Source organism: Achromobacter xylosoxidans, assembly GCF_002192695.1.
Classification (GTDB): domain Bacteria; phylum Pseudomonadota; class Gammaproteobacteria; order Burkholderiales; family Burkholderiaceae_B; genus Achromobacter; species Achromobacter xylosoxidans_C.
Map to the genome: position 1 here is coordinate 274,991 of NZ_MTLG01000011.1, position 18,842 is coordinate 293,832.

Genomic DNA, 18,842 nt, shown 5'->3' on the forward strand with positions numbered 1-18,842 from the left:
CGGCGGTTTCGGGGCTCAGCCACGGATTTGACGCATACATGGGCTTACACTGGTTTCATGGATACCTATGATCAGCCCCGTTCGCAGACCTCGCCCATCGACCTGTGCGCCGCGATCGACGCGGCAGTCACGGCGGCCCATGCCGGCGCGGCCATACTGCAATCCTACGCGCATCACCGCGCGGATCTCGTGATCGACCGCAAGGCGCGCAACGATCTCGTATCCCAGGCGGATCGCGAGGCGGAGGCCGCCATTATCCAGGAGTTGCAGGCGCGCACGCCCAGGTTCGCCATCGTCGCCGAGGAAACTGGCGGCAAGCCGCAGGGCAGCGCCACCTGGTATATCGACCCGCTGGACGGCACCACCAACTTCCTGCACGACATCCCGCATTACGCGGTGTCGATCGCGCTGATCGCGCACGCCGGCACCGCCATATCGGCCTCCGAAACCCTGGCCGAAGACACGCCCGTGGTCGGCGTGGTCTACGATCCTTGCCGCGAAGAACTCTTTACCGCGGTCTACGGCCTGGGCGCCTGGCTCAACGGCCGGCGCATCAAGTGTTCGCGCACGCCGACCATCGAAGACGCGGTGCTGGCCACTGGCTTCCCGTTCCGCGACTTTTCATTCGCCGCGCAATACATGCCCATGCTGCATGACGCCATCAACCGCGCGCGCGGCGTGCGCCGCATGGGCGCGGCCGCGCTGGACCTGGCGTGGACGGCTTGCGGCCGCTACGACGGCTATTGGGAAATGGGCCTGGCGCCCTGGGACGTGGCCGCCGGCACGCTGATCCTGCGCGAGGCGGGCGGCGCGTGTTCGGACATGCACAAGCAGGATCCCTGGCCCATCGGCGGGCGCGTCGTGGCCGGCAACAAGGCCATCGAGCGCGCCTTGCACGAGATGATCGCGCCGCACCTGGACAAGCAGGACTGACGGCCCCTAGGCCGCCTTGTCCGCGGGCGCGCCCGCGACCGCATCCGGACGCAGCTCCCGGCGCAATATCTTGCCCACGTTGCTCTTGGGCAATTCGTCGCGGAACTCCACATAGCGCGGGCGCTTGTAGCCCGTGAGCTTTTCCCGGCACCAATCCTGGATCTGCGCCTCGGTCAGCGCCGGATCCCGCCGCACCACGAACACCTTGACGGCTTCGCCCGAATGCTCGTCCGGCACGCCGATCGCGGCGCACTCCAGCACGCCAGGATGCTGGGCCACGGCCGCTTCGACCTCGTTCGGATAGACCTTGAAGCCCGACACCGCAATCATGTCCTTCTTGCGGTCGACTATGCGGGTATAGCCCTGCTCGTCCATGATGCCGATGTCGCCCGTGCGGAAGTAGCCGTCGGCGGTCATGGAGTTGCGGGTTTCCTCGGGCTTCTGCCAGTATCCCAGCATGACCTGCGGACCGCGGATGGCGACTTCGCCGCGTTCGCCCAGCGGCACTTCGCGGCCTTCGTCATCGAGGATGGCCACGTCCGTGGAGGGCAGCGGCAAGCCGATGGAACCCGAATACGCGGTGGCGTTGGTGGGATTCACGGTGGCCACCGGCGAGGTTTCCGACAGGCCATAGCCTTCGATCAGCGGCCTGCCCGTGATCTTCAGCCAGCGTTCGGCAACCTGCTGCTGGACCGCCATGCCGCCGCCCAGGGTCAGCCGCAAGCCGGAGAAATCCAGGCGCGCAAAGTCGTCGTTGTGCGCCAGCGCGTTAAACAGCGTATTGACGCCGGGGAACACATTGATGGGCACCTTGCGCCACGCGTTGATGAGCGAAGGCTGGTCGCGCGGGTTGATGATGAGCACGTTGCGCATGCCAGCATGCAGGCCGTACAGCCCGCATACGGTCATCGCGAACACGTGGTAGAGCGGCAGCGCGCTGATGATGGTGAGCTGCTGGCCCGCGAGATCATGCACCACGGGCTGCGCCACCGCTTCCGTCTGCAGCACATTGGCCACCAGGTTGCGGTGGGACAGCATGGCGCCCTTGGGCACGCCGGTGGTGCCGCCGGTGTATTGCAGCACCGCCACGTCGTCCATCGACAGCGCCGGCGGCGTAAAGCGTTGGCGCGCGCCGTCGCGCAGCACGTCGGGCAGCATGCGGGCGCCATCGATCCGCCACGCGGGCACGATCTTCTTGACATAGCGCGCGGCCAGGTTGACCAGCGGCGCCTTCAGGCCGCCGAGCAGATCGCCTGGGCCGGTCACAATGATGTGCTTGAGCTGTCCGCGGTCCGTGACGCGCTGCAGGGTGTGCGCGAAGTTCTCCAGGATGACGATGGCCGACGCGCCGCTGTCCAGCAATTGCCGTTGCAGTTCTTCGGCGGTGTAGAGCGGATTCACGTTCACCACCACCAGGCCCGCGCGCAGCGTGCCCAGCATGCTGACCAGATAGGCCGGCACGTTCGGCATCATCAATGCCACCCGTTCGCCCTTGGCCAGGCCCGCGCTTTGCAGCCAGCTGGCGAATGCCTGCGCATGGGCGTCGAGTTGCGCATAGGTGATGTCGCTGCCCATGGCGGTGCACGCGATGCGCGAGGCGTACTGCTTGCAGGCCCGGTCCAGCAAGTCAGTCAGGGAGGCATAACCGTCTGTCGATATCTCCGCCGGAACACCCTGCGGATAATGGGCAAGCCACGGACGCGTCATGGTATTTGTCTCCATTAAATTGGTTTTTGATTGATGATACCCTTGTTGCGTTCCCTTTTTTCGCCCGAGAGCCCCATGAAACTGCTCGAACCCATCGTCGCGTGGCATCACGACATTTCCAAGATACGACGCGACATCCACGCGCATCCCGAACTGGCGTTCGAAGAGTTCCGCACCGCCGACGTGGTGGCGGCAAAACTCGAGGAATGGGGCATCGAAATCGACCGCGGCCTGGGCGGCACGGGCGTGGTCGGCATCATCCGCGGCAATCTGCCGGGCGACCGCGCCGTGGGCCTGCGCGCCGACATGGACGCGCTGCCCATGCAGGAGGCCAATACCTTCGAGCACGCCAGCACGCACGCCGGCAAGATGCACGCCTGCGGCCACGACGGCCACACGGCCATGCTGCTGGCCGCCGCGCAATACCTGTCGCAGCACCGCGATTTCGCGGGCACGGTCTACGTGATCTTCCAGCCTGCGGAAGAAGGCGGCGGCGGCGCCAAGCGCATGATCGACGACGGCCTGTTCAAGCGCTTCCCCATGGAAGCGGTGTTCGGCATGCACAACTGGCCTGGCATGAAAGCCGGCCAGTTCGGTCTGACGGCCGGCCCGATCATGGCTTCCAGCAACGAGTTCTCCATCATCGTGAAGGGCAAGGGCACGCACGCCGGCATGCCCAACCTGGGCATCGATCCGGTCATGGCGGCCGTGCAGCTGGCGCAATCGCTGCAGACCATCATCACGCGCAACCGCAATCCACTGGATGCTGCGGTGCTCAGCATCACGCAGATCCACGCCGGCAGCGCCGACAACGTCGTGCCCAACCACGCCGAATTGCGCGGCACCGTGCGCACCTTCACGCTGGACGTGCTGGACCTGATCGAACGCCGTATGGAAGAGATCGCGCGCCACACCTGCGCCGCGATGGACTGCGAGGTGCAGTTCACGTTCCAGCGCAACTATCCGCCGACCATCAACCACGCCGAGGAAGCCGCGTTCTGCGCCGACGTGCTGCGCGACATCGTGGGCGAGGCCAACGTCAACGACCACGTGCAGCCCACCATGGGCGCGGAAGACTTCGCCTTCATGCTGCAGGAACTGCCGGGCTGTTATGTGTGGATCGGCAACGGCACCGGTGAACACCGCGACAGCGGCCACGGTCTGGGCCCCTGCATGCTGCACAACGGCAGCTACGACTTCAACGACCAACTGCTGCCGCTGGGCGGCACGTACTGGGTACAGCTGGCGCTCAAGCGCCTGGCCAAGGCCTGAGCCTCAAACGCCGTCCGCCGTCCGGACCGCCAGGCACATCGCCAGGAAGCGTTCGGCGGCGCGGGCAGCTGCGTCCGCATGCGGCACCAGGATGCTCAAGGTCCGCGTCAGCGGCTTGGGCAACAGGCGCAAGGCCGCCAGCGCGCCGTCCTCGTGCCGCATCGACATGACGGACACGAAGCCCACGCCCAGGCCGGCCCGCACGGCCTGCTTCACGCCTTCCACGCCGGCCAGCTCCAGCCCCACTGAAGGCGCCAGGCCCGCATCCGCAAACGCGCGCTCCACCAGCCGGCGCACGCCAGAACCGGGCTCGCGCATGACCAGCGCTGACGCCGCCAGGTCGCGCAGCGTCACCGCTCCCTTGCCCGCCAGGGCGTGGTCCGCGCGCACCACCGCCACCACTTCGTCCTGGCGCCAGGCATGCACGGCCGTGTCGGCGGGCAACCCTGCGGGCACGTCGCCTTCGATGAACGCCAGATCCAGGGCCGGCAGGCGTTCGACGATCTCGCGCGTGTTGCCGTCCGACAGATGCAGGCTGACCGCCGGAAAAGCATGGCGGAAGTCCGCCACCAGGCTGGGCAGCAGATAGCTGGCGGGGGTGGTGCTGGCGCCCAGGCGCAGATCGCCTGTTTCCAGTCCGCGCCAGGATTCGCGCACGGCCTGGGCCTGCCGGTACACCTGGCGCAACTGGCGGGCCTGCTCGGCCAGGCGCTCGCCAGCCTCGGTCAGCGCGATGCCGTGGCCGCTGCGGCGGTAGAGGGGTTCGCCGAACCATTCCTGCAGCATCCGCAACTGGCCGGACACGGCGGGCTGGGACAGGTTCAGCAATTGCGCCGCGCGGCTGATGTTGCCGGCATCGGCCACGGCGGCGAAGGTAAGCAGCTGGTCGGGAGTCATGATCGCCAAATTATCAGAATTTCTGATATTACATATCCGAAATAAAGATTTTTCAAATATTAGGCGGGAAATTAATATTTCGTGAAGTTATTTAGATATGCCTCCCCCAAAAGGCCAGCCATGAGTACCTCTTCCAGCACCGCCGTTCCCCTGCCCGCCGCTCCGGCCTCGCCCGCCGCCGCCCCCGCCGCCACGCCGTGGCGCGACAAGCTCAATGGCGTGCTGTTCGTCGGCCTGATGGCCGCCGCCGTGATGCAGCTGGCAGACCTGCCCGCGATCCGCCAGTTGGGCTTCTCGCCGCTGGTGGTGGGCATCGTCTGCGGCATGCTCTACGGCAACTTCCTGCGCGGCACCATGCCCGCCGACTGGGGCGTGGGCGTGAACTTCACCGCGCGGCGCCTGCTGCGCATCGCCGTGGCCTTCTATGGCCTGAACATCAGCATCCAGCAGATCGCCGCCGTGGGCCTGCCCGGGCTGGCGGTTTCGGTGGCGGTGGTAGTGGGCACCCTGCTGCTGGGCACCGTGGTGGGCCAACGCCTGCTGGGCCTGGACCGCGACACCGCCATGCTCACCGCCGCCGGCAGCGCCATCTGCGGCGCCGCCGCCGTGCTGGCCTTCGAGCCCACGCTGCGGGCCGCGCCGCACAAGAGCGCGGTGGCCGTGGCGACCGTGGTGCTGTTCGGCACCTTGTCCATGTTCCTGTACCCGGTGCTCTATCACGCGGGCTGGCTGAATCTCGACACCCAGGCCCTGGGCATCTATATCGGCGGCACCATCCATGAAGTGGCCCAGGTCGTCGGCGCGGCCAGCAATGTCGACCCCGCCACCACCGAAGTCGCCACCATCGTGAAGATGACCCGCGTGGCCCTGCTGGTGCCGGTCCTGCTGGTCCTGGGCCTGTATCTGCGCAGTGCCGCCTCGCACGCGGCCGGCGGCCAGGGCAAGGGCGGCAAGCTGCCCATTCCCTGGTTCGCGGTGGGCTTCCTGGTGCTGGCCATCATCAACTCGCTGAACATCATCCCTGCGGACGCCGTGGCCGCCATCCGCCGCCTGGACATCTTCGCCCTGACCATGGCCATGACCGCGCTGGGCATCGAAACGCGCTTCGCCCAGATCCGCAAGGCCGGTCCCCGGGTGATGGCGCTGGGCCTGATCCTGTACCTCTGGCTGCTGGTCGGCGGCTACGCCATCGTCAAGCTGGCGTCCTGATTCCCGGCCCGCCGCGCCCAGCGCCGCGGCGGGCTTCGCGCATGCACGCCGCTGTCGCGTTTTTCCTGCATAATCGGCTGGTTCCCTAGCAGCGGAGTCAGCCGCATGACCTCCAGCACCAAAACCCCGTTTACGACTTTGCCCGCCGATCGCGACGCGGTATTACGCGTCATGCCGATGCCGGCCGACGCGAATATCCACGGGGACGTCTTTGGCGGCTGGATCATGTCCCAGGTCGACATCGCCGGTTCCATCCCCGCCGCGCGCCGCGCCGCCGGGCGCGTGGCCACCGTGGCGGTCAACGCCTTCCAGTTCAAAGAGCCGGTCTTCGTGGGCGACCTGCTCAGTTTCTACGCAGCCATCACCAAGACCGGCACGACGTCGGTCACCGTGTCCGTCGAGGTCTACGCGGAGCGCCAGCGGCTGGACGCGGAGATCGTCAAGGTCACCGAGGCCACGCTGACCTACGTCGCCACCGACGAAGCCCGCCGCCGCCGTCCCCTCCCCACTCTTTGAGCCGTAACGCATGACGCAGTCCGCCGCCGCGCAGAAACCGCCCGCGACGCCCCGCCGCCTCGACCCGGAAGACGCCCAACACGCCCTGGCGGAGGTGCAGGAACGCCTGCGCCGCCAGCAGCTGGTGGCCGACCTGGTGCATCGCCAGGAAGAAGGCGATTCCAAGGCCTCGCTGGTCGAGGACCTGGTGCACCGCCAGCACGAGGCCGAACTCAAGACCCTGCTGGACGGGCTGCATCCGGCCGACATCGCCTTCATCCTGGAATCGCTGCCCAAGGACGAACGGCAAGCCATCTGGAAGCTGGTCAGCCCCGAGCACGACGCGGACGTGCTGCTGGAAGTCGAAGACTGGGTGCGGGAATCGCTGATCGAGGCGATGGACCGCCAGGACCTGGTTGCCGCCACCGGCAACATGGACGCCGACGAGCTGGCCGACCTGGCGCCCGACTTGCCGCCCGACGTGGTGGCCGAAGTCCAGAAGGGCCTGACCGAAGAGGAACGCGCGCAGCTGCTGGAAGCCATGGGCTATCCGGAAGACAGCGTCGGCGCGATCATGGACTTCGAGATGGTCCGGGTGCGCGAGGACGTGACGCTGGAAGTGGTGCTGCGCTACCTGCGCCGGCTGCATGAACTACCGGACCACACCGACCAGATCTTCGTGGTGGACCGCCAGGACAAGCTGCAGGGCATCCTGCCCCTGTCCAAGCTGCTGGTCAGCGAGCCCGAAACCGAAGTGCGCGCCGTCATGAACTCGGACTTCCTGACGCTCAATCCGCTGGACTCCGACGCCGACGCCGCCGGCGCCTTCGAACGCTACGACCTGGTCTCCGCGCCGGTCATGGACGACCAGGGCCGCCTGATCGGCCGCGTGACCATCGCCGACGTGGTGGACGTGATGCGCGAAGACTCCCAGGAACAGGCGCTGTCGCGCGCCGGTCTGCAGGAAGAAGACATCTTCGCACCGGTGTCCACGGCCTTGCGCAACCGCGCCCCCTGGCTGCTGTTCAATCTCTGTACCGCCGCCACGGCCTCCTTCGTGGCATCCCAATTCGAAGGCACGGTCAGCCAGATCGTGATCCTGGCGTTCCTGATGTCCATCGTGGCCGGCATCGGCGGCAACTCCGGCAACCAGACCATGACCCTGATCATCCGGGCCCTGGCCATGGGCCGCATTACCGGCCGCAACCTGTGGCAGCTGGTCAAGCGCGAGCTCCTGGTCACCTTGATGGTGGGGCTTTGCGGCAGCCTGGTCGCCGCCTTGTTCGCCTGGGCGATCTCGCACTCGTTGTCCATCGCTCTGGTGATGATGGCCGCCATGATCTGCAACATGCTGGTCGGCGCGTCGGTGGGCGTGCTGGTGCCGATGGTGCGCGCCCGCTTCGGCAAGGATCCGGCGATGGGTTCTTCGGTGCTGCTGACCTTCGCTACCGATTCGCTGGGGTTCTTCATCTTTCTGGGCCTGGCGACGATCTTCCTGCTGTAGCCCGGATACAACAGCAAGAAAAGAGAGCTTCCCTCTGGCGGCGCCTGCTTGACAGCTAGCTGACAGGGTTGAGGACGACCCTTCCATTACAGTAATGGGATTGTCATCTTTACCCTTTCAGTGCCCACAATGACCGCAAGATTCCGGGCGGCAATCCTTTGCCTGCTGCTCGCCACCTTCGCCGCCACCGCCCAAGCCTGTGACAGCATGCCCTCATGGGCCCAGTCCGCCTGCAACCGCCTGGACCAGATCTGGACCGAAGGCGGCAATGACCTGTACTTCACCGGCTACTCCTGGCACAACCGCGCCACCTACAGCAAAGAGAAGATCGACAGCTTCAACGAGCTGGCCTGGGGCGGCGGCTACGGCCGCAGCATCTACGACGAAGACGGCGACTGGCAGGGCCTGTACGCCATGGCCTTCCTGGATTCGCACAGCAAGATCGAACCCATCGCCGGCTACGGTTTCCTGAAGATCGGGCGGGTCAGCGAAAACGTCCGGCTGGGCGCGGGCTACACCGTCTTCCTGACGGCGCGCCACGACATCATGAGCTACGTGCCGTTTCCCGGCATCCTGCCGCTGGTGAGCGCCAGCTACAAGGACACGATGCTCTACGCGACCTACATTCCAGGGTCTGCCGGCGCGGGCAACGTGCTGTTCATGTTCGGCCGCTGGCGCTTCTGATGCGCCGCTCCAGGCGTCAGAACGCCTGGCCCAGCCTGCGCACCAGATCGCCCAGGCGCCAATCGTCGATGCCGTGCGCGCGCAAGGCGCGCTCGGTCTCCACGACATAATCCAGGCAAGGCCCCGAATGCCCCACGGCATTGCGCACCGAGGCGAGCAGGCGGTCGTCGCTCAGGCCGGCCGCGTACTCCTGGCAGGCCCGGTTCAACAGGAACACCAGCCCGCGCACGGGAGCGGCTTCGGTATGGCAGGTGAGCCAGCGCGGCGCGTAGGCGCCAGTGACCATTTCCCGGCGCCAGAGCGCCTGGAACACCGCGGGCACGTCGCAGGCGGCAATCTGGAAAGCCACGCCGCGGCAGCAGCCGCCGCGGTCCAGGCCGAACACCAGGCCAGGATTGTCGGGCGAGCCGCGATGGTCGTGCGACCACAGGCAAAGCGACCGGTGGTAGCCTCGCACCGTCGCCAACCGGCGTTCGCGCCAGGCGAAACCGGGATGCCAGATCAGGGAACCGTAGGCGAACACCCACAGGTCGTCGACGCCGTTCCAGCCGACCAGCAGGTCATCCACCGAAAGCGCGCGCCGCGAATTTGCCGTACCGGCACAGCCGGCGGGTACTGCCAACGACATAGGGTCCTCTGATATCCCGATTCATCCCATGATGGGAGTGGGGGATATCCTACGCCGTAGCTTGCGCAAAAGAATTGCGTGATGAGGGCCGGCCGGCGGGCCGAATGGAATTTGCATCCCCGGCGGCCCCTGCCATGGAAAAAAAATTGCGCGCGCCCGCCTACACCGCATTCAGCGGCAATTCGGTGGTGCTTTTGATGACTTCCATCGAGAAGCTGGCGCTGACGTCCAGCAGGTCCACGGCGGCGATCAGGCGGCGGTAGAAGCGGTCATAGGCCGCCATGTCCTCGACCACGACCTTGAGCAGATAATCGACGTCGCCCGCCATGCGGTGGAACTCCACCACGTTGGGCAAGGCCATCACGGCGTTGATCAGGCTTTGGGTCCATTTCTCGTTGTGCTGGCTGGTCTTGATGGACACGAACACCGTCAGGTTCAGGCCCAGCGCGCAGGGATCCAGCAAGATGGCGTTGCGGGCGATGACGCCGTCATCCTTCAGCTTCTGGATGCGGCGCCAGCAGGGCGTGACGGACAGATGCACCTGCTCGGCGATCTCGGCGACCGAACAGGTGGCGTCCTTCTGCAGCAAGGCCAGTATCTTGATGTCCGTCTGGTCCATGGGGTTCCTCGGCTGGATCGGCCCCAATGTTGCCTGTTCCGCCTGCCCGCGTCCAGCCTGCGCCGCCGGACTTCAGTAGGTCCCGGGGTAGCCGCCGCCGTCGATCAGGATGTTCTGCGCGGTCATGTAGCCGGCCTGCGCGGAACAGACATAGGCGCACAGGGCGCCCAGCTCTTCGGGCTGGCCATAGCGGCCTGCCGGATTGGCGCGTCCGCGCTCGTCCCAGAGCTGCTCGAAACTCTTGCCGCCTGACTGTTCCAGCATGCCTTGTATGTGTCTGGCCTGCGCGTCCGTGGCGAAGGCGCCAGGCAGCAGATTGTTGATGGTGACGTTGTGCCTCACGGTCTGGCGCGCCAGCCCGCTGACGAAGCCGACCAGGCCCGAACGCGCGCCATTGGACAGGCCGAGTTCGGCATGCGGCGCCTTCACGCTGCGCGACACGATGTTCACGATGCGCCCGAAGCGCCGCTCGATCATTCCGTCCACGACGCGCCGGATCATATCAATGGGCCCCAGCATCATGGCATCCAGCGCGGCAATCCAGTCGTCGTGGCTCCAGTTGCGGAAGTCGCCCGGCAGCGGCCCGTCCGCGTTGTTGATCAGGATGTCCGGATGGGGACAGGCGGCCATGGCCGCGTCCCGGCCCCGCGCCTGCGTCAGGTCGGCCGACACCCAACCCACCCCGATCCCGGTTTCATGCGATATTTCGGCCGCGGCCTGCTCCAGCGTGGCCGGGTTGCGGGCGGCGATCGTGACCGCCACGCCTTCCCGCGCCAGTTGCAGGGCGCACGCCCGGCCCATGCCGCGGCTGCCGCCAAATACCAGTGCCGTCTTGCCGCTGATCCCCAGATCCATGCCTGACTCTCCTGTCATTGCGCTGCCCGCGCAGCGATTGCGCCCAATCGGACCAGTATAGGAGCGCCGGGCTCCCAGGCAGGATGGAATTTTTTTCCAATCCGCGCCTCTGGCGCGCCCAATTTGGCAAAGGCATTCCAGCGCAAGCTCCTACCATGGAAACTCTGCCTGGAGGCCTGCCATGTCTTCCATCCAACTCGCCGGCGGTGACCTGCAATCGCTATGCGCATCGGTGCAGGCGGCCCAATTGAACGCCGCGCGCGCGCTGCTGCGCGACCTGGCCGCCAGCGTCGCCAACGCGGGCGACATGCTGCAGAACCTGCCCGCGGAACTCCGCGGCGGACGGGCCGAGTCCTACGCCCGCCATATCGCCTATGCCGATCCGCATGGCGCCTTCACCGTGGCCTACCTGATCTGGCGGCCCGGCCAGTACAGCCCGGTGCATGGCCATAAGACCTGGTGCACCTACCAGGTGCTGCAGGGCGAACTCGCCGAGACCCACTACCGCTGGGATCAGGAGTCCGCCATCGCCCGAGCCTGCGGCACCGTGGCGCGCCGTCCGGGCGATATCGTCACCGCCACGCAGGGACTGCGCCAGATCCACCGGCTGGGCAATGCCGGCCCGGACATCGCCGTATCGCTGCACATCTACGGCGTGGCCCGGGACGACCTCTGCACCGGCGTCAATCACCTGGTGGACAGCGTCAACCCATCCACTGGCTGACCGGCGCGGCCGCATCCTGCAGGGGCTGCGCCACCACGTCGATCAGCGCCGGGCCGTCATGCTCCATCGCTGCCTTGATGGCGGCATCCAGCTTGGCAGGATCCTCCACGCGCCAGGCCTTCACGCCATAGGCCTCGGCGATGCGGGCATGGTCGGTGCGGTTGAAGTCCACGCTGTAGTAGCGCTTGTCGTAGCCCGCCTTCTGGCTGGCCTTGATCCAGCCGTAAACCGAGTTCGAGAACACCACCATCAGCAGCGGCGCCTTGTGCCGCACGATGGTTTCCAGTTCGCCCACCGTGAAGCCGAAGCTGCCGTCGCCCATCACCGACACGCACTTGGACTGGGGCCGCCCCACCCAGGCGCCCAGGGCAGCCGACATCGAGAAGCCCAACGCGCCGTGCGCGCGGTTGGTGATGAAGTGCCGGCCGGGGCGCGACACGTCGTAGTAGGCGGAAAAATACGGACAAGGCGTGCCGGGGTCGGCGCAGACCACCGCGTCGTCGGGCAGCAGGCGGTTCAAGGACTGCACCACGCGCTCGGGGCGGATGGGCGCGTCCAGGCTGTTGGCCAGCGGTTCCAGCTGCGCCCGGCGCGCCTCCTTGGCGCGGCCGGCCAGCACCGCGCCGTCGGCCGCGTCCGAAGGACGGTGCGCCAGGCGCGCCGCCACCTCCACGCCCAGGGCTTCCAGCGCCAGCTTGGCATCACCCACCATGCCGACTTCGGTCAGGTAATTGGCGCCGATCACCATGGGATCGATGTCGATGTGCAGGATCGGCACGTCGCGGTTGGGGAAGCGCCAGTGCTCGGTCGAGGTGGAGCCCGCGCGGCAGCCGACGAACAGCACCACGTCGGCCGCGGCCACCACGTCGCGCGTCGCCATCACGCCGCCGTTGGAGCCGACCACGCCCGCATTCAGGGGATGATTGTCGGCCAGGCTGCCCTGCCCGCTCACGGTCACGCAGACCGCGGCCTTGAGCGATTCGGCCAGCTCCTGCAAGGCGCCGCTGGCGCCGGCGATGACCACGCCCCCGCCGCAGATGATCACCGGCGCCCGCGCGCTGACCAGCCGCTGCGCGGCGCGCGCGACGTCCAGGGGATCCGGCGCGTAGCGCATCGCCGGGAAACGCCCATGCTCGGGCTGGGCCCAGACATCGGACGCGTCGACCTGCTGCTTCATCACGTCATACGGAAAGCACAGATGGGCGGCGCCCGGCTTGCCGGTCGTCATGGCGCGGAAGGCCGCGCGCACCATGCCGGGGATCTGGTCGGCGCGGTCGATGCTGCGGTTCCACTTGGTCAGCGGACGGTACAGCGCTTCCTGGTCCAGCTCGGTCAACGGATACTTGCCGCGCGAGCCCACCGCCACGTCCGAGGTGATGCCAAGCACCGGAATGGATGATTCGTTGGCCTCCACCAGGCCCGGTAGCAGATAGGTCGCGCCGCCGCCGCTGGGGCCTTCGCACACGCCGACCTTGCCGGTCACGCGGGCATAGGCGTCCGCCATGTAGCCGGCGCTGCGCTCGTCGCGCGTCAGGATGTGCTGCATGCCGTGGTCCAGGCGGTACAGCGCGTCGTAGAACGGCAGGCTGGTATCGCCGCAAAGGCCGAATATGTGCTTGACGCCGTTGTGCTGCAGCATGCGCACCATGGCTTCGGCGCCGGTCATGTTTTCCATGTCATCTCCACTTGTGTTGCACGCATCGCGGCCGCGCGCTCCGGCGTCGGGCCGCGAATCGTTCAGTTGTCCAGATTGATGTTGCTGCTCTTGATGAAGGCGCTCCAACGGTCGTATTCCGACTTGACGTAGGCGTCCAGCGCCGGACCGTCGGAGGCCACGATCTCGAAGCCCGCGTCCGTTATCTTCTTGCGGATTTCCGGGTCGGCCAGCACGGCCTTGAAGTCGGCGGTCAGCTTTTTCACGGTCGCTTCCGGCGTGCCCTTGGGCGCGAACATGCCGCTCCAGGAATAGGCGACAAAGCCGGGGAAGCCGGATTCCGCCACGGTCGGCACGTTGGGCAGATCGGGCAGGCGCTTGTCGCCCGCCACCGCCAGCGGCTTGATCTTGCCGGCCTGGATCTGGCCGCGCAGGGCGGCGAAACTCAGCCAGGTCATGCTGGCCTGGCCGCCCACCACCGCCTGGATGGCCGGTCCGCCGCCGCCGTAGGGCACATGCAGCAGCTCGACCTTGGACAGGCGCTTGAGCTCTTCGGGCGCCAGGTGGTTCAGCGATCCCACGCCGGTGGAGGCGTAATTGAACTTGTTGGGCGGCTGCTTGGCGGCCGCGGCCAGGAATTCCTTCAGGTTGTCCCCCGGCACGCTGGGGTTGGCGCCCAGCACCAGCGGAAAGCGCACCGTCTGCGAAATGGCGACGAAGTCCTTGAAGGTGTCGTAGGGCAGCTTGGGCTTCACGGCAGGGTTGATGCCGTGGTTGTCGAAGCTGACCAGCAGCGTGTTGCCGTCGGGTTCGGCGCGCGCGACGAAGGCCGTGGCGATCTGGCTGGCCGCCCCCGGCCGGTTCTCGACCACGACGGCGCGGCCGCCCAGTTGCTGAGACAGGCGCGGCTGCAGGATGCGCGCCAGGATGTCGGTGCTGCCTCCGGGCGGATACGGCACGACCAGCACCAGCGGCCGCTCTTCCGCGGCGGCGGCCGGCGCGGCGACGAAGGCGCCCGCGGTGGCGGACAGCATGCATAGCGCAGCCAATCCGCGCTTTATCCCGTGATTCATAGCTTTTCCCCTGCTTGTATGGTGTTGGCCGGCGCTGCCGTGGCGGGTTCGGCCTGGTCCCGCATGTAAATCGTGGAAAAACCCGTGCGTATGACGTCGGTGATCTGATCCAGGCGGCGGCCGATGTGCGCGCTCATCATGCCCGGCAAGGCGTCGACGTCGCGCCGCTGCAGCGCCTCGACGATGCGCAGGTGTTCGCCCTGGGTATGACTGCGCCGCCCCTGCTGCATGTCGATCCAGCGCACGAAATGGATGCGGGCGTTGACGCTTTCCAGCGCGCGCACGAATTCCTCGTTGCGCGAGTAGCGCGCCAGCGTCAGATGGAAGGCCTCGTCCAGTTCCAGCAGGCGGGTGGCGTCGCTGTCCTCGGATACGTCGCGGGAGCGCTCGACGAATTCACGCAGGCTGGCCAGCTCTTCGTCGCTGGCGCGCTCGCAGGCCGCGCGCACGATGCCAGCCTCGAGCACGGCGCGGTACTCGTAGAGGCTGTGGATCTGCTTGGCGTCGAGCAGACGGGCAATAAAGCCGCGGTTGACCGAGCGGGTCAGGAAACCTTCGACCATCAGCTGGTTCAGCACCTCGCGCAGCGGCGTGCGGCTGACGTTCAGCCTGCGGGCCAGCTCCACCTCGTTGATGCGTTCGCCGGGCTTGAATTCGAAACGCACGGCCATGGCCTTGACCGCGCCGTACAGCTCCGCCTGCGCTTCCTTGGTGCGCGCCGCAGGCCGGATTGCGATTGAGGATTGCGTCATGCCGGATCACCTGGGTTCGGTTGAATCGTCGGGAATGAACTGCATACTAAAGTGCATACACTTTGAGCAACAACCCGGGTTTCCCCGGACGCCGACTGCTGCCAGCCTTGCTCCCAGACGCCGCGGTCGGCAGACGCGGAACGAAAAAAAGCCCGCAACGCGTAACGTTGCGGGCAGCGTGTTCTTGCTGCGGCGCCTGCCGCCTGGCGCTTACAGGCCGGTATCCAGCGTGTAGTGGGCGCCGTCCTTGTTTTCCAGGGTCAGCGTCGAAAGCGTGGGCCCCGCCGCCGCCGCATCCTGGCTCACATGGATGCGCAGGTTTGCCAGCGGCACGTCCCAGCCGCCGCTTGCGGCTTCGGCGCCCACGCCGGCTACCAACGCCAGGCGCTCGGCGACCGCGCGCGCGTCGGGCGCCCGGGCGTCGATGCGCAGCAGGCTGCGCGCGCCGTTGGGATGCGCCATGAGTTCAGGCGACCACACGCATTCGGGCGTCAGATGGCGGCAGAAATACATGCGGATGCCAGGCAAGGGCTGCTCGGCGAAACGCACGGTGTGGAAACGGGCCTGGACTTCCTGGCCGTCCAGCATGGCGGGACGGCTCAGCTCCTGGACCGGGTTGACGGCGAACCCAGCCGCCAACAGGCGCTCGCGGGTGGCTTCGGCGTCATGGGTGCGGAACACCAGCGCCTCCAGCCCGAACGGCGAGTCGGCGATTTCCTTGCGGGCGGGCGGCGCGCCGGGCGGCCAGCCCAGCAGCTCGACATAGGTGCCTTCCAGCACGATCAGCCGGTTGCACGACCCCAGGTTGTGCACCGCCTTGTCGCTGAGGTGAAACCCCTGGCGTTCAAAATGCGGGGCCAGCGCATCCAGCCGGTCTCGCACCATGACCACGGCATGGTCGAATTCAGTGCGGCCGACGGCATGCAGCATGATGGCTCCTGGATCAGACGAGCTTGCCGTGGCACTGCTTGTACTTCTTGCCGCTGCCGCAAGGGCACGGGTCGTTGCGGCCGACCTTGGGCAAGGCATTGCGCACGGGCTGGGCGCCGCTGTCCGGTTCGGACTGGGCCAGCGCTTCGTCGTAGTCGGAATGGTGGTACTGCACGTTCTGCACGTGCGGCTGCGCCGCTTCCGCCTCGGCCTGTTCGACCTGTTCCTGCGACTGCACGCGCACCGTCATCAGCACCCGGACCACGTCGTCGCGGATGCGGTCCAGCATGCCCGAGAACAGTTCGAAGGCTTCGCGCTTGTATTCCTGCTTGGGATTCTTCTGCGCATAGCCGCGCAGATGGATGCCCTGGCGCAGGTAGTCCAGCGCCGACAGGTGCTCACGCCAGTGCGTGTCGATGGCCTGCAGCATGATCGAACGCTCGAACTGCGACCACGATTCCGTGCCCACCTGGTCGACCTTGGCCTGATAGGCGTCGCGCGCCGCGCCCACCACGCGTTCGCGCAGCTCGTCGTCGGTCAGGTTGGTTTCCTTTTCCAGCATTTCCGTCAGCGGCAGCTGCAGGTGCCAATCGGCCTCCAGCGCCTTCTGCAGCGCCGGCACGTCCCACTGTTCTTCCACCGACTCCGGCGGCACGTAGGTGTTGAACATCTCGGTCACGGCGGCGTCGCGCAGGTTCTGCACGGTGGCGCCCACGCTGGCCGCCTCCAGCACGTCATTGCGCTGCGAATACAGCACCTTGCGCTGGTCGTTGGCGACGTCGTCGTACTCCAGCAACTGCTTGCGGATGTCGAAGTTGCGGCCTTCCACCTTGCGCTGCGCGGTCTCGATCGAACGCGTCACCATGCCGGCCTCGATGGGCTCGCCCTCGGGCAGCTTCAGGCGTTCCATGATGGCGCGCACGCGGTCGCCCGCGAAGATGCGCATCAGCGAGTCTTCCAGCGACAGATAGAAGCGCGACGAGCCCGGATCGCCCTGGCGGCCGGCACGGCCGCGCAGCTGGTTGTCGATACGGCGCGATTCGTGGCGTTCGGTGCCGATGATGCGCAGGCCGCCAGCGGCCTTGACCTGCTCATTCAGCGGCTTCCAGTCGGCGCGCACCTTCGCGATGCGCGCTTCCTTTTCAGCGTCGGACAGCGACTCGTCGGCGCGGATCAGGTCGACCTGCTTGTCGACGCTGCCGCCCAGCACGATGTCAGTGCCGCGGCCCGCCATATTGGTGGCGATGGTGATGTGGCCCGGCTTGCCGGCTTCGGCGACGATCTCGGCTTCGCGGGCGTGCTGCTTGGCGTTCAGCACTTCGTGCGGCAGCTTGGCCTTCTTCAGCAGGCCCGACAGCAGCTCGGAGTTCTCGATGCTGGTGGTACCCACCAGCACCGGCTGGCCGCGTTCGTGGCAGTCGCGGATATCTTCGAGGATGGCGTTGTACTTTTCGCCGTCGGTCTTGAAGACCTGGTCGTTCTGGTCCTTGCGGACCATGGGCTTGTTGGTCGGGATGATGACCGTTTCAAGCCCGTAGATTTCCTGGAATTCGTAGGCTTCCGTATCCGCCGTGCCGGTCATGCCGGACAGCTTTTCGTACATGCGGAAGTAGTTCTGGAACGTGATCGACGCCAGCGTCTGGTTCTCGTGCTGGATCTTCACGCCTTCCTTGGCCTCGACCGCCTGGTGCAGGCCGTCGGACCAGCGGCGGCCCACCATCAGGCGGCCAGTGAATTCGTCGACGATCACCACTTCGCCGTCCTGCACCACGTACTGCTGGTCGCGGAAGAACAGCGTGTTGGCGCGCAGCGCCACCATCAGGTGATGCATCAGCGCAATATGGCGCGGGTCGTACAGCGACTCGCCTTCCGGCAAGATGCCCAGGCGCGACAGGATGCCTTCGGCGTTCTCGTGTCCGGCTTCGGACAGATAGACTTGCTGGCTCTTTTCGTCGACCCAGTAGTCGCCTTCGGGTTCCGGCTCCTGCGGCTTGGGCTCGTGCGCCATGCGCTTGAGCAGCGGCGGCACCGCGTTCATGCGGACGTAGAGTTCGGTGTGGTCTTCGGCCTGGCCGGAGATGATCAGCGGCGTGCGGGCCTCGTCGATCAGGATCGAGTCCACTTCGTCGACGATGGCATAGAACAGGCCGCGCTGGCGACGGTCTTCAACACGGTATTCCATGTTGTCGCGCAGGTAGTCGAAGCCGAATTCGTTATTGGTGCCGTAGGTGATGTCGGCGAGATACGCCGCCTTCTTTTCCTCGTTGGGCTGCTGCGGCACCACCACGCCCGTGCTCAGGCCCAGGAAGTGGTACAGGCGCCCCATCCATTCGGCGTCGCGGCGGGCCAGGTAGTCGTTCACCGTGACCACGTGCACGCCCTTGCCGGCGATCGCGTTCAGGTAGACCGGCAGCGTCGCCATCAGGGTCTTGCCTTCGCCCGTGCGCATTTCGGCGATCTTGCCGCTGTGCAGGGCGATGCCGCCCAGCATCTGCACATCGAAGTGGCGCATGCCGAACACCCGCTTGCCCGCTTCGCGCACAACCGCGAAGGCTTCGGGCAGCAGGTCGTCCAGGGAAGTGCCCTGGGCGTGACGGGAACGGAATTCCTCGGTTTTGGCCGCCAGCTCCGCGTCGGAGAGCGCGGAGATCTTGGGCTCGAGCCCGTTGATCTGGGTTACCAGCTTGCGATACTGCTTAAGCAGCCGGTCGTTGCGGCTGCCTATGAGTTTTTTGAGCAGAGAAACCATGCGTATGTCGGCCGCACGAGCCACGCCGCGCCCACGAAAGGCCGGAGCAGCGTCACCCGTGACTTGATGTTATTGGTTGAGCGGGGGTCCGCTGGGAAACGAACCAGTTTAACGCACCTGGAGCGCAATAGCCTGAACCTATGGCCAGGGTAGCACT

The 18,842-nt window shown here is 66.5% G+C and carries 18 protein-coding genes; 7 read left to right on the plus strand and 11 right to left on the minus strand.

The window, feature by feature from the left end; genetic code table 11:
• The first annotated feature begins 57 nt into the window (after positions 1-57).
• Positions 58-933, plus strand: coding sequence for an inositol monophosphatase family protein (locus tag BRO63_RS03695; protein ID WP_088138583.1), 876 nt, complete (start codon positions 58-60; stop codon positions 931-933).
• A 6-nt stretch (positions 934-939) separates the two neighbouring features.
• Here BRO63_RS03695 and BRO63_RS03700 read toward each other — a convergent pair whose 3' ends face one another.
• Entirely contained in the window at positions 940-2,640 is a 1,701-nt protein-coding gene (locus tag BRO63_RS03700) for an AMP-binding protein (protein WP_179215028.1), read from the minus strand.
• 75 nt (positions 2,641-2,715) lie between these two features.
• On the opposite strand from BRO63_RS03700, the gene BRO63_RS03705 reads away from it, so the two are divergent.
• Entirely contained in the window at positions 2,716-3,912 is a 1,197-nt protein-coding gene (locus BRO63_RS03705; RefSeq protein ID WP_088138585.1) for a M20 aminoacylase family protein, read from the plus strand.
• Between the two features lie 3 nt (positions 3,913-3,915).
• On the opposite strand, the gene BRO63_RS03710 is transcribed toward BRO63_RS03705, so the two are convergent.
• On the minus strand, positions 3,916-4,809 hold the full coding sequence (locus BRO63_RS03710; protein ID WP_088138631.1) for a LysR family transcriptional regulator: 894 nt from the start codon (positions 4,807-4,809) through the stop codon (positions 3,916-3,918).
• 120 nt (positions 4,810-4,929) lie between these two features.
• On the opposite strand from BRO63_RS03710, the gene BRO63_RS03715 reads away from it, so the two are divergent.
• Complete coding sequence (locus BRO63_RS03715; RefSeq protein ID WP_088138586.1) at positions 4,930-6,018, plus strand: YeiH family protein; 1,089 nt, start codon at positions 4,930-4,932, stop codon at positions 6,016-6,018.
• Here the strand turns inward: BRO63_RS03715 and BRO63_RS34405 are convergent.
• Positions 5,991-6,260 (minus strand): hypothetical protein, encoded by a 270-nt coding sequence (locus tag BRO63_RS34405; protein WP_256942813.1) that lies wholly within the window; start codon positions 6,258-6,260, stop codon positions 5,991-5,993. The genes BRO63_RS03715 and BRO63_RS34405 overlap by 28 nt on opposite strands.
• Here BRO63_RS34405 and BRO63_RS03720 point away from each other — a divergent pair.
• The 3 genes from BRO63_RS03720 to pagP all read left to right on the plus strand — a co-directional run bounded on the left by BRO63_RS03720 (position 6,190) and on the right by pagP (position 8,701).
• Complete coding sequence (locus BRO63_RS03720) at positions 6,190-6,534, plus strand: acyl-CoA thioesterase (protein ID WP_256942812.1); 345 nt, start codon at positions 6,190-6,192, stop codon at positions 6,532-6,534. The two genes, BRO63_RS34405 and BRO63_RS03720, sit on opposite strands and share 71 nt — an antisense overlap.
• Positions 6,535-6,544: 10 nt before the next feature.
• On the plus strand, positions 6,545-8,017 hold the full coding sequence (mgtE, locus tag BRO63_RS03725) for a magnesium transporter (RefSeq protein WP_088138587.1): 1,473 nt from the start codon (positions 6,545-6,547) through the stop codon (positions 8,015-8,017).
• 129 nt (positions 8,018-8,146) lie between these two features.
• Entirely contained in the window at positions 8,147-8,701 is a 555-nt protein-coding gene (pagP, locus tag BRO63_RS03730; RefSeq protein WP_088138588.1) for a lipid IV(A) palmitoyltransferase PagP, read from the plus strand.
• Positions 8,702-8,717: 16 nt separating this feature from the next.
• On the opposite strand, the gene BRO63_RS03735 is transcribed toward pagP, so the two are convergent.
• The 3 genes from BRO63_RS03735 to BRO63_RS03745 all read right to left on the minus strand — a co-directional run bounded on the left by BRO63_RS03735 (position 8,718) and on the right by BRO63_RS03745 (position 10,803).
• A complete protein-coding gene (locus tag BRO63_RS03735) occupies positions 8,718-9,329 on the minus strand; it encodes a gamma-glutamylcyclotransferase (RefSeq protein ID WP_088138589.1) in 612 nt (203 codons plus the stop codon).
• Between the two features lie 160 nt (positions 9,330-9,489).
• On the minus strand, positions 9,490-9,948 hold the full coding sequence (locus tag BRO63_RS03740) for an Lrp/AsnC family transcriptional regulator (protein WP_088138590.1): 459 nt from the start codon (positions 9,946-9,948) through the stop codon (positions 9,490-9,492).
• A gap of 72 nt (positions 9,949-10,020) precedes the next feature.
• Positions 10,021-10,803 carry an SDR family NAD(P)-dependent oxidoreductase gene (locus BRO63_RS03745; RefSeq protein WP_088138591.1) on the minus strand — a complete coding sequence of 261 codons (783 nt, stop codon included), beginning with the start codon at positions 10,801-10,803 and terminating at the stop codon, positions 10,021-10,023.
• Between the two features lie 181 nt (positions 10,804-10,984).
• On the opposite strand from BRO63_RS03745, the gene BRO63_RS03750 reads away from it, so the two are divergent.
• Complete coding sequence (locus BRO63_RS03750) at positions 10,985-11,527, plus strand: cysteine dioxygenase family protein (protein ID WP_088138592.1); 543 nt, start codon at positions 10,985-10,987, stop codon at positions 11,525-11,527.
• Here BRO63_RS03750 and BRO63_RS03755 read toward each other — a convergent pair.
• From BRO63_RS03755 to secA, 5 genes are all read right to left on the minus strand, one after another.
• A complete protein-coding gene (locus BRO63_RS03755) occupies positions 11,508-13,202 on the minus strand; it encodes a thiamine pyrophosphate-binding protein (protein ID WP_088138593.1) in 1,695 nt (564 codons plus the stop codon). The genes BRO63_RS03750 and BRO63_RS03755 overlap by 20 nt on opposite strands.
• Positions 13,203-13,264: 62 nt before the next feature.
• The gene (locus BRO63_RS03760) at positions 13,265-14,254 is read right to left on the minus strand and encodes a tripartite tricarboxylate transporter substrate binding protein (RefSeq protein ID WP_088138594.1); all 990 of its coding nucleotides are present in this window, start codon (positions 14,252-14,254) and stop codon (positions 13,265-13,267) included.
• Positions 14,251-15,006: a GntR family transcriptional regulator gene (locus BRO63_RS03765; RefSeq protein WP_088138595.1), complete on the minus strand. Its 756-nt coding sequence runs from the start codon at positions 15,004-15,006 to the stop codon at positions 14,251-14,253. The genes BRO63_RS03760 and BRO63_RS03765 overlap by 4 nt, the downstream gene beginning before the upstream one ends.
• Positions 15,007-15,216: 210 nt before the next feature.
• Complete coding sequence (locus tag BRO63_RS03770; protein ID WP_088138596.1) at positions 15,217-15,936, minus strand: VOC family protein; 720 nt, start codon at positions 15,934-15,936, stop codon at positions 15,217-15,219.
• A gap of 13 nt (positions 15,937-15,949) precedes the next feature.
• Complete coding sequence (secA, locus tag BRO63_RS03775; protein ID WP_088138597.1) at positions 15,950-18,685, minus strand: preprotein translocase subunit SecA; 2,736 nt, start codon at positions 18,683-18,685, stop codon at positions 15,950-15,952.
• Positions 18,686-18,842 lie beyond the last annotated feature (157 nt).

What these genes read in the sequence shown, in the direction of transcription:
- BRO63_RS03695 (WP_088138583.1), top strand. Translation starts at nt 58, where the DNA reads ATGGATACCTATGATCAGCCCCGTTCGCAGACCTCGCCCATCGACCTG.
- BRO63_RS03700 (WP_179215028.1), bottom strand. Translation starts at nt 2,640, where the DNA reads ATGACGCGTCCGTGGCTTGCCCATTATCCGCAGGGTGTTCCGGCGGAG.
- BRO63_RS03705 (WP_088138585.1), top strand. Translation starts at nt 2,716, where the DNA reads ATGAAACTGCTCGAACCCATCGTCGCGTGGCATCACGACATTTCCAAG.
- BRO63_RS03710 (WP_088138631.1), bottom strand. Translation starts at nt 4,809, where the DNA reads ATGACTCCCGACCAGCTGCTTACCTTCGCCGCCGTGGCCGATGCCGGC.
- BRO63_RS03715 (WP_088138586.1), top strand. Translation starts at nt 4,930, where the DNA reads ATGAGTACCTCTTCCAGCACCGCCGTTCCCCTGCCCGCCGCTCCGGCC.
- BRO63_RS03720 (WP_256942812.1), top strand. Translation starts at nt 6,190, where the DNA reads ATGCCGATGCCGGCCGACGCGAATATCCACGGGGACGTCTTTGGCGGC.
- BRO63_RS34405 (WP_256942813.1), bottom strand. Translation starts at nt 6,260, where the DNA reads ATGTCGACCTGGGACATGATCCAGCCGCCAAAGACGTCCCCGTGGATA.
- mgtE (WP_088138587.1), top strand. Translation starts at nt 6,545, where the DNA reads ATGACGCAGTCCGCCGCCGCGCAGAAACCGCCCGCGACGCCCCGCCGC.
- pagP (WP_088138588.1), top strand. Translation starts at nt 8,147, where the DNA reads ATGACCGCAAGATTCCGGGCGGCAATCCTTTGCCTGCTGCTCGCCACC.
- BRO63_RS03735 (WP_088138589.1), bottom strand. Translation starts at nt 9,329, where the DNA reads ATGTCGTTGGCAGTACCCGCCGGCTGTGCCGGTACGGCAAATTCGCGG.
- BRO63_RS03740 (WP_088138590.1), bottom strand. Translation starts at nt 9,948, where the DNA reads ATGGACCAGACGGACATCAAGATACTGGCCTTGCTGCAGAAGGACGCC.
- BRO63_RS03745 (WP_088138591.1), bottom strand. Translation starts at nt 10,803, where the DNA reads ATGGATCTGGGGATCAGCGGCAAGACGGCACTGGTATTTGGCGGCAGC.
- BRO63_RS03750 (WP_088138592.1), top strand. Translation starts at nt 10,985, where the DNA reads ATGTCTTCCATCCAACTCGCCGGCGGTGACCTGCAATCGCTATGCGCA.
- BRO63_RS03755 (WP_088138593.1), bottom strand. Translation starts at nt 13,202, where the DNA reads ATGGAAAACATGACCGGCGCCGAAGCCATGGTGCGCATGCTGCAGCAC.
- BRO63_RS03760 (WP_088138594.1), bottom strand. Translation starts at nt 14,254, where the DNA reads ATGAATCACGGGATAAAGCGCGGATTGGCTGCGCTATGCATGCTGTCC.
- BRO63_RS03765 (WP_088138595.1), bottom strand. Translation starts at nt 15,006, where the DNA reads ATGACGCAATCCTCAATCGCAATCCGGCCTGCGGCGCGCACCAAGGAA.
- BRO63_RS03770 (WP_088138596.1), bottom strand. Translation starts at nt 15,936, where the DNA reads ATGCTGCATGCCGTCGGCCGCACTGAATTCGACCATGCCGTGGTCATG.
- secA (WP_088138597.1), bottom strand. Translation starts at nt 18,685, where the DNA reads ATGGTTTCTCTGCTCAAAAAACTCATAGGCAGCCGCAACGACCGGCTG.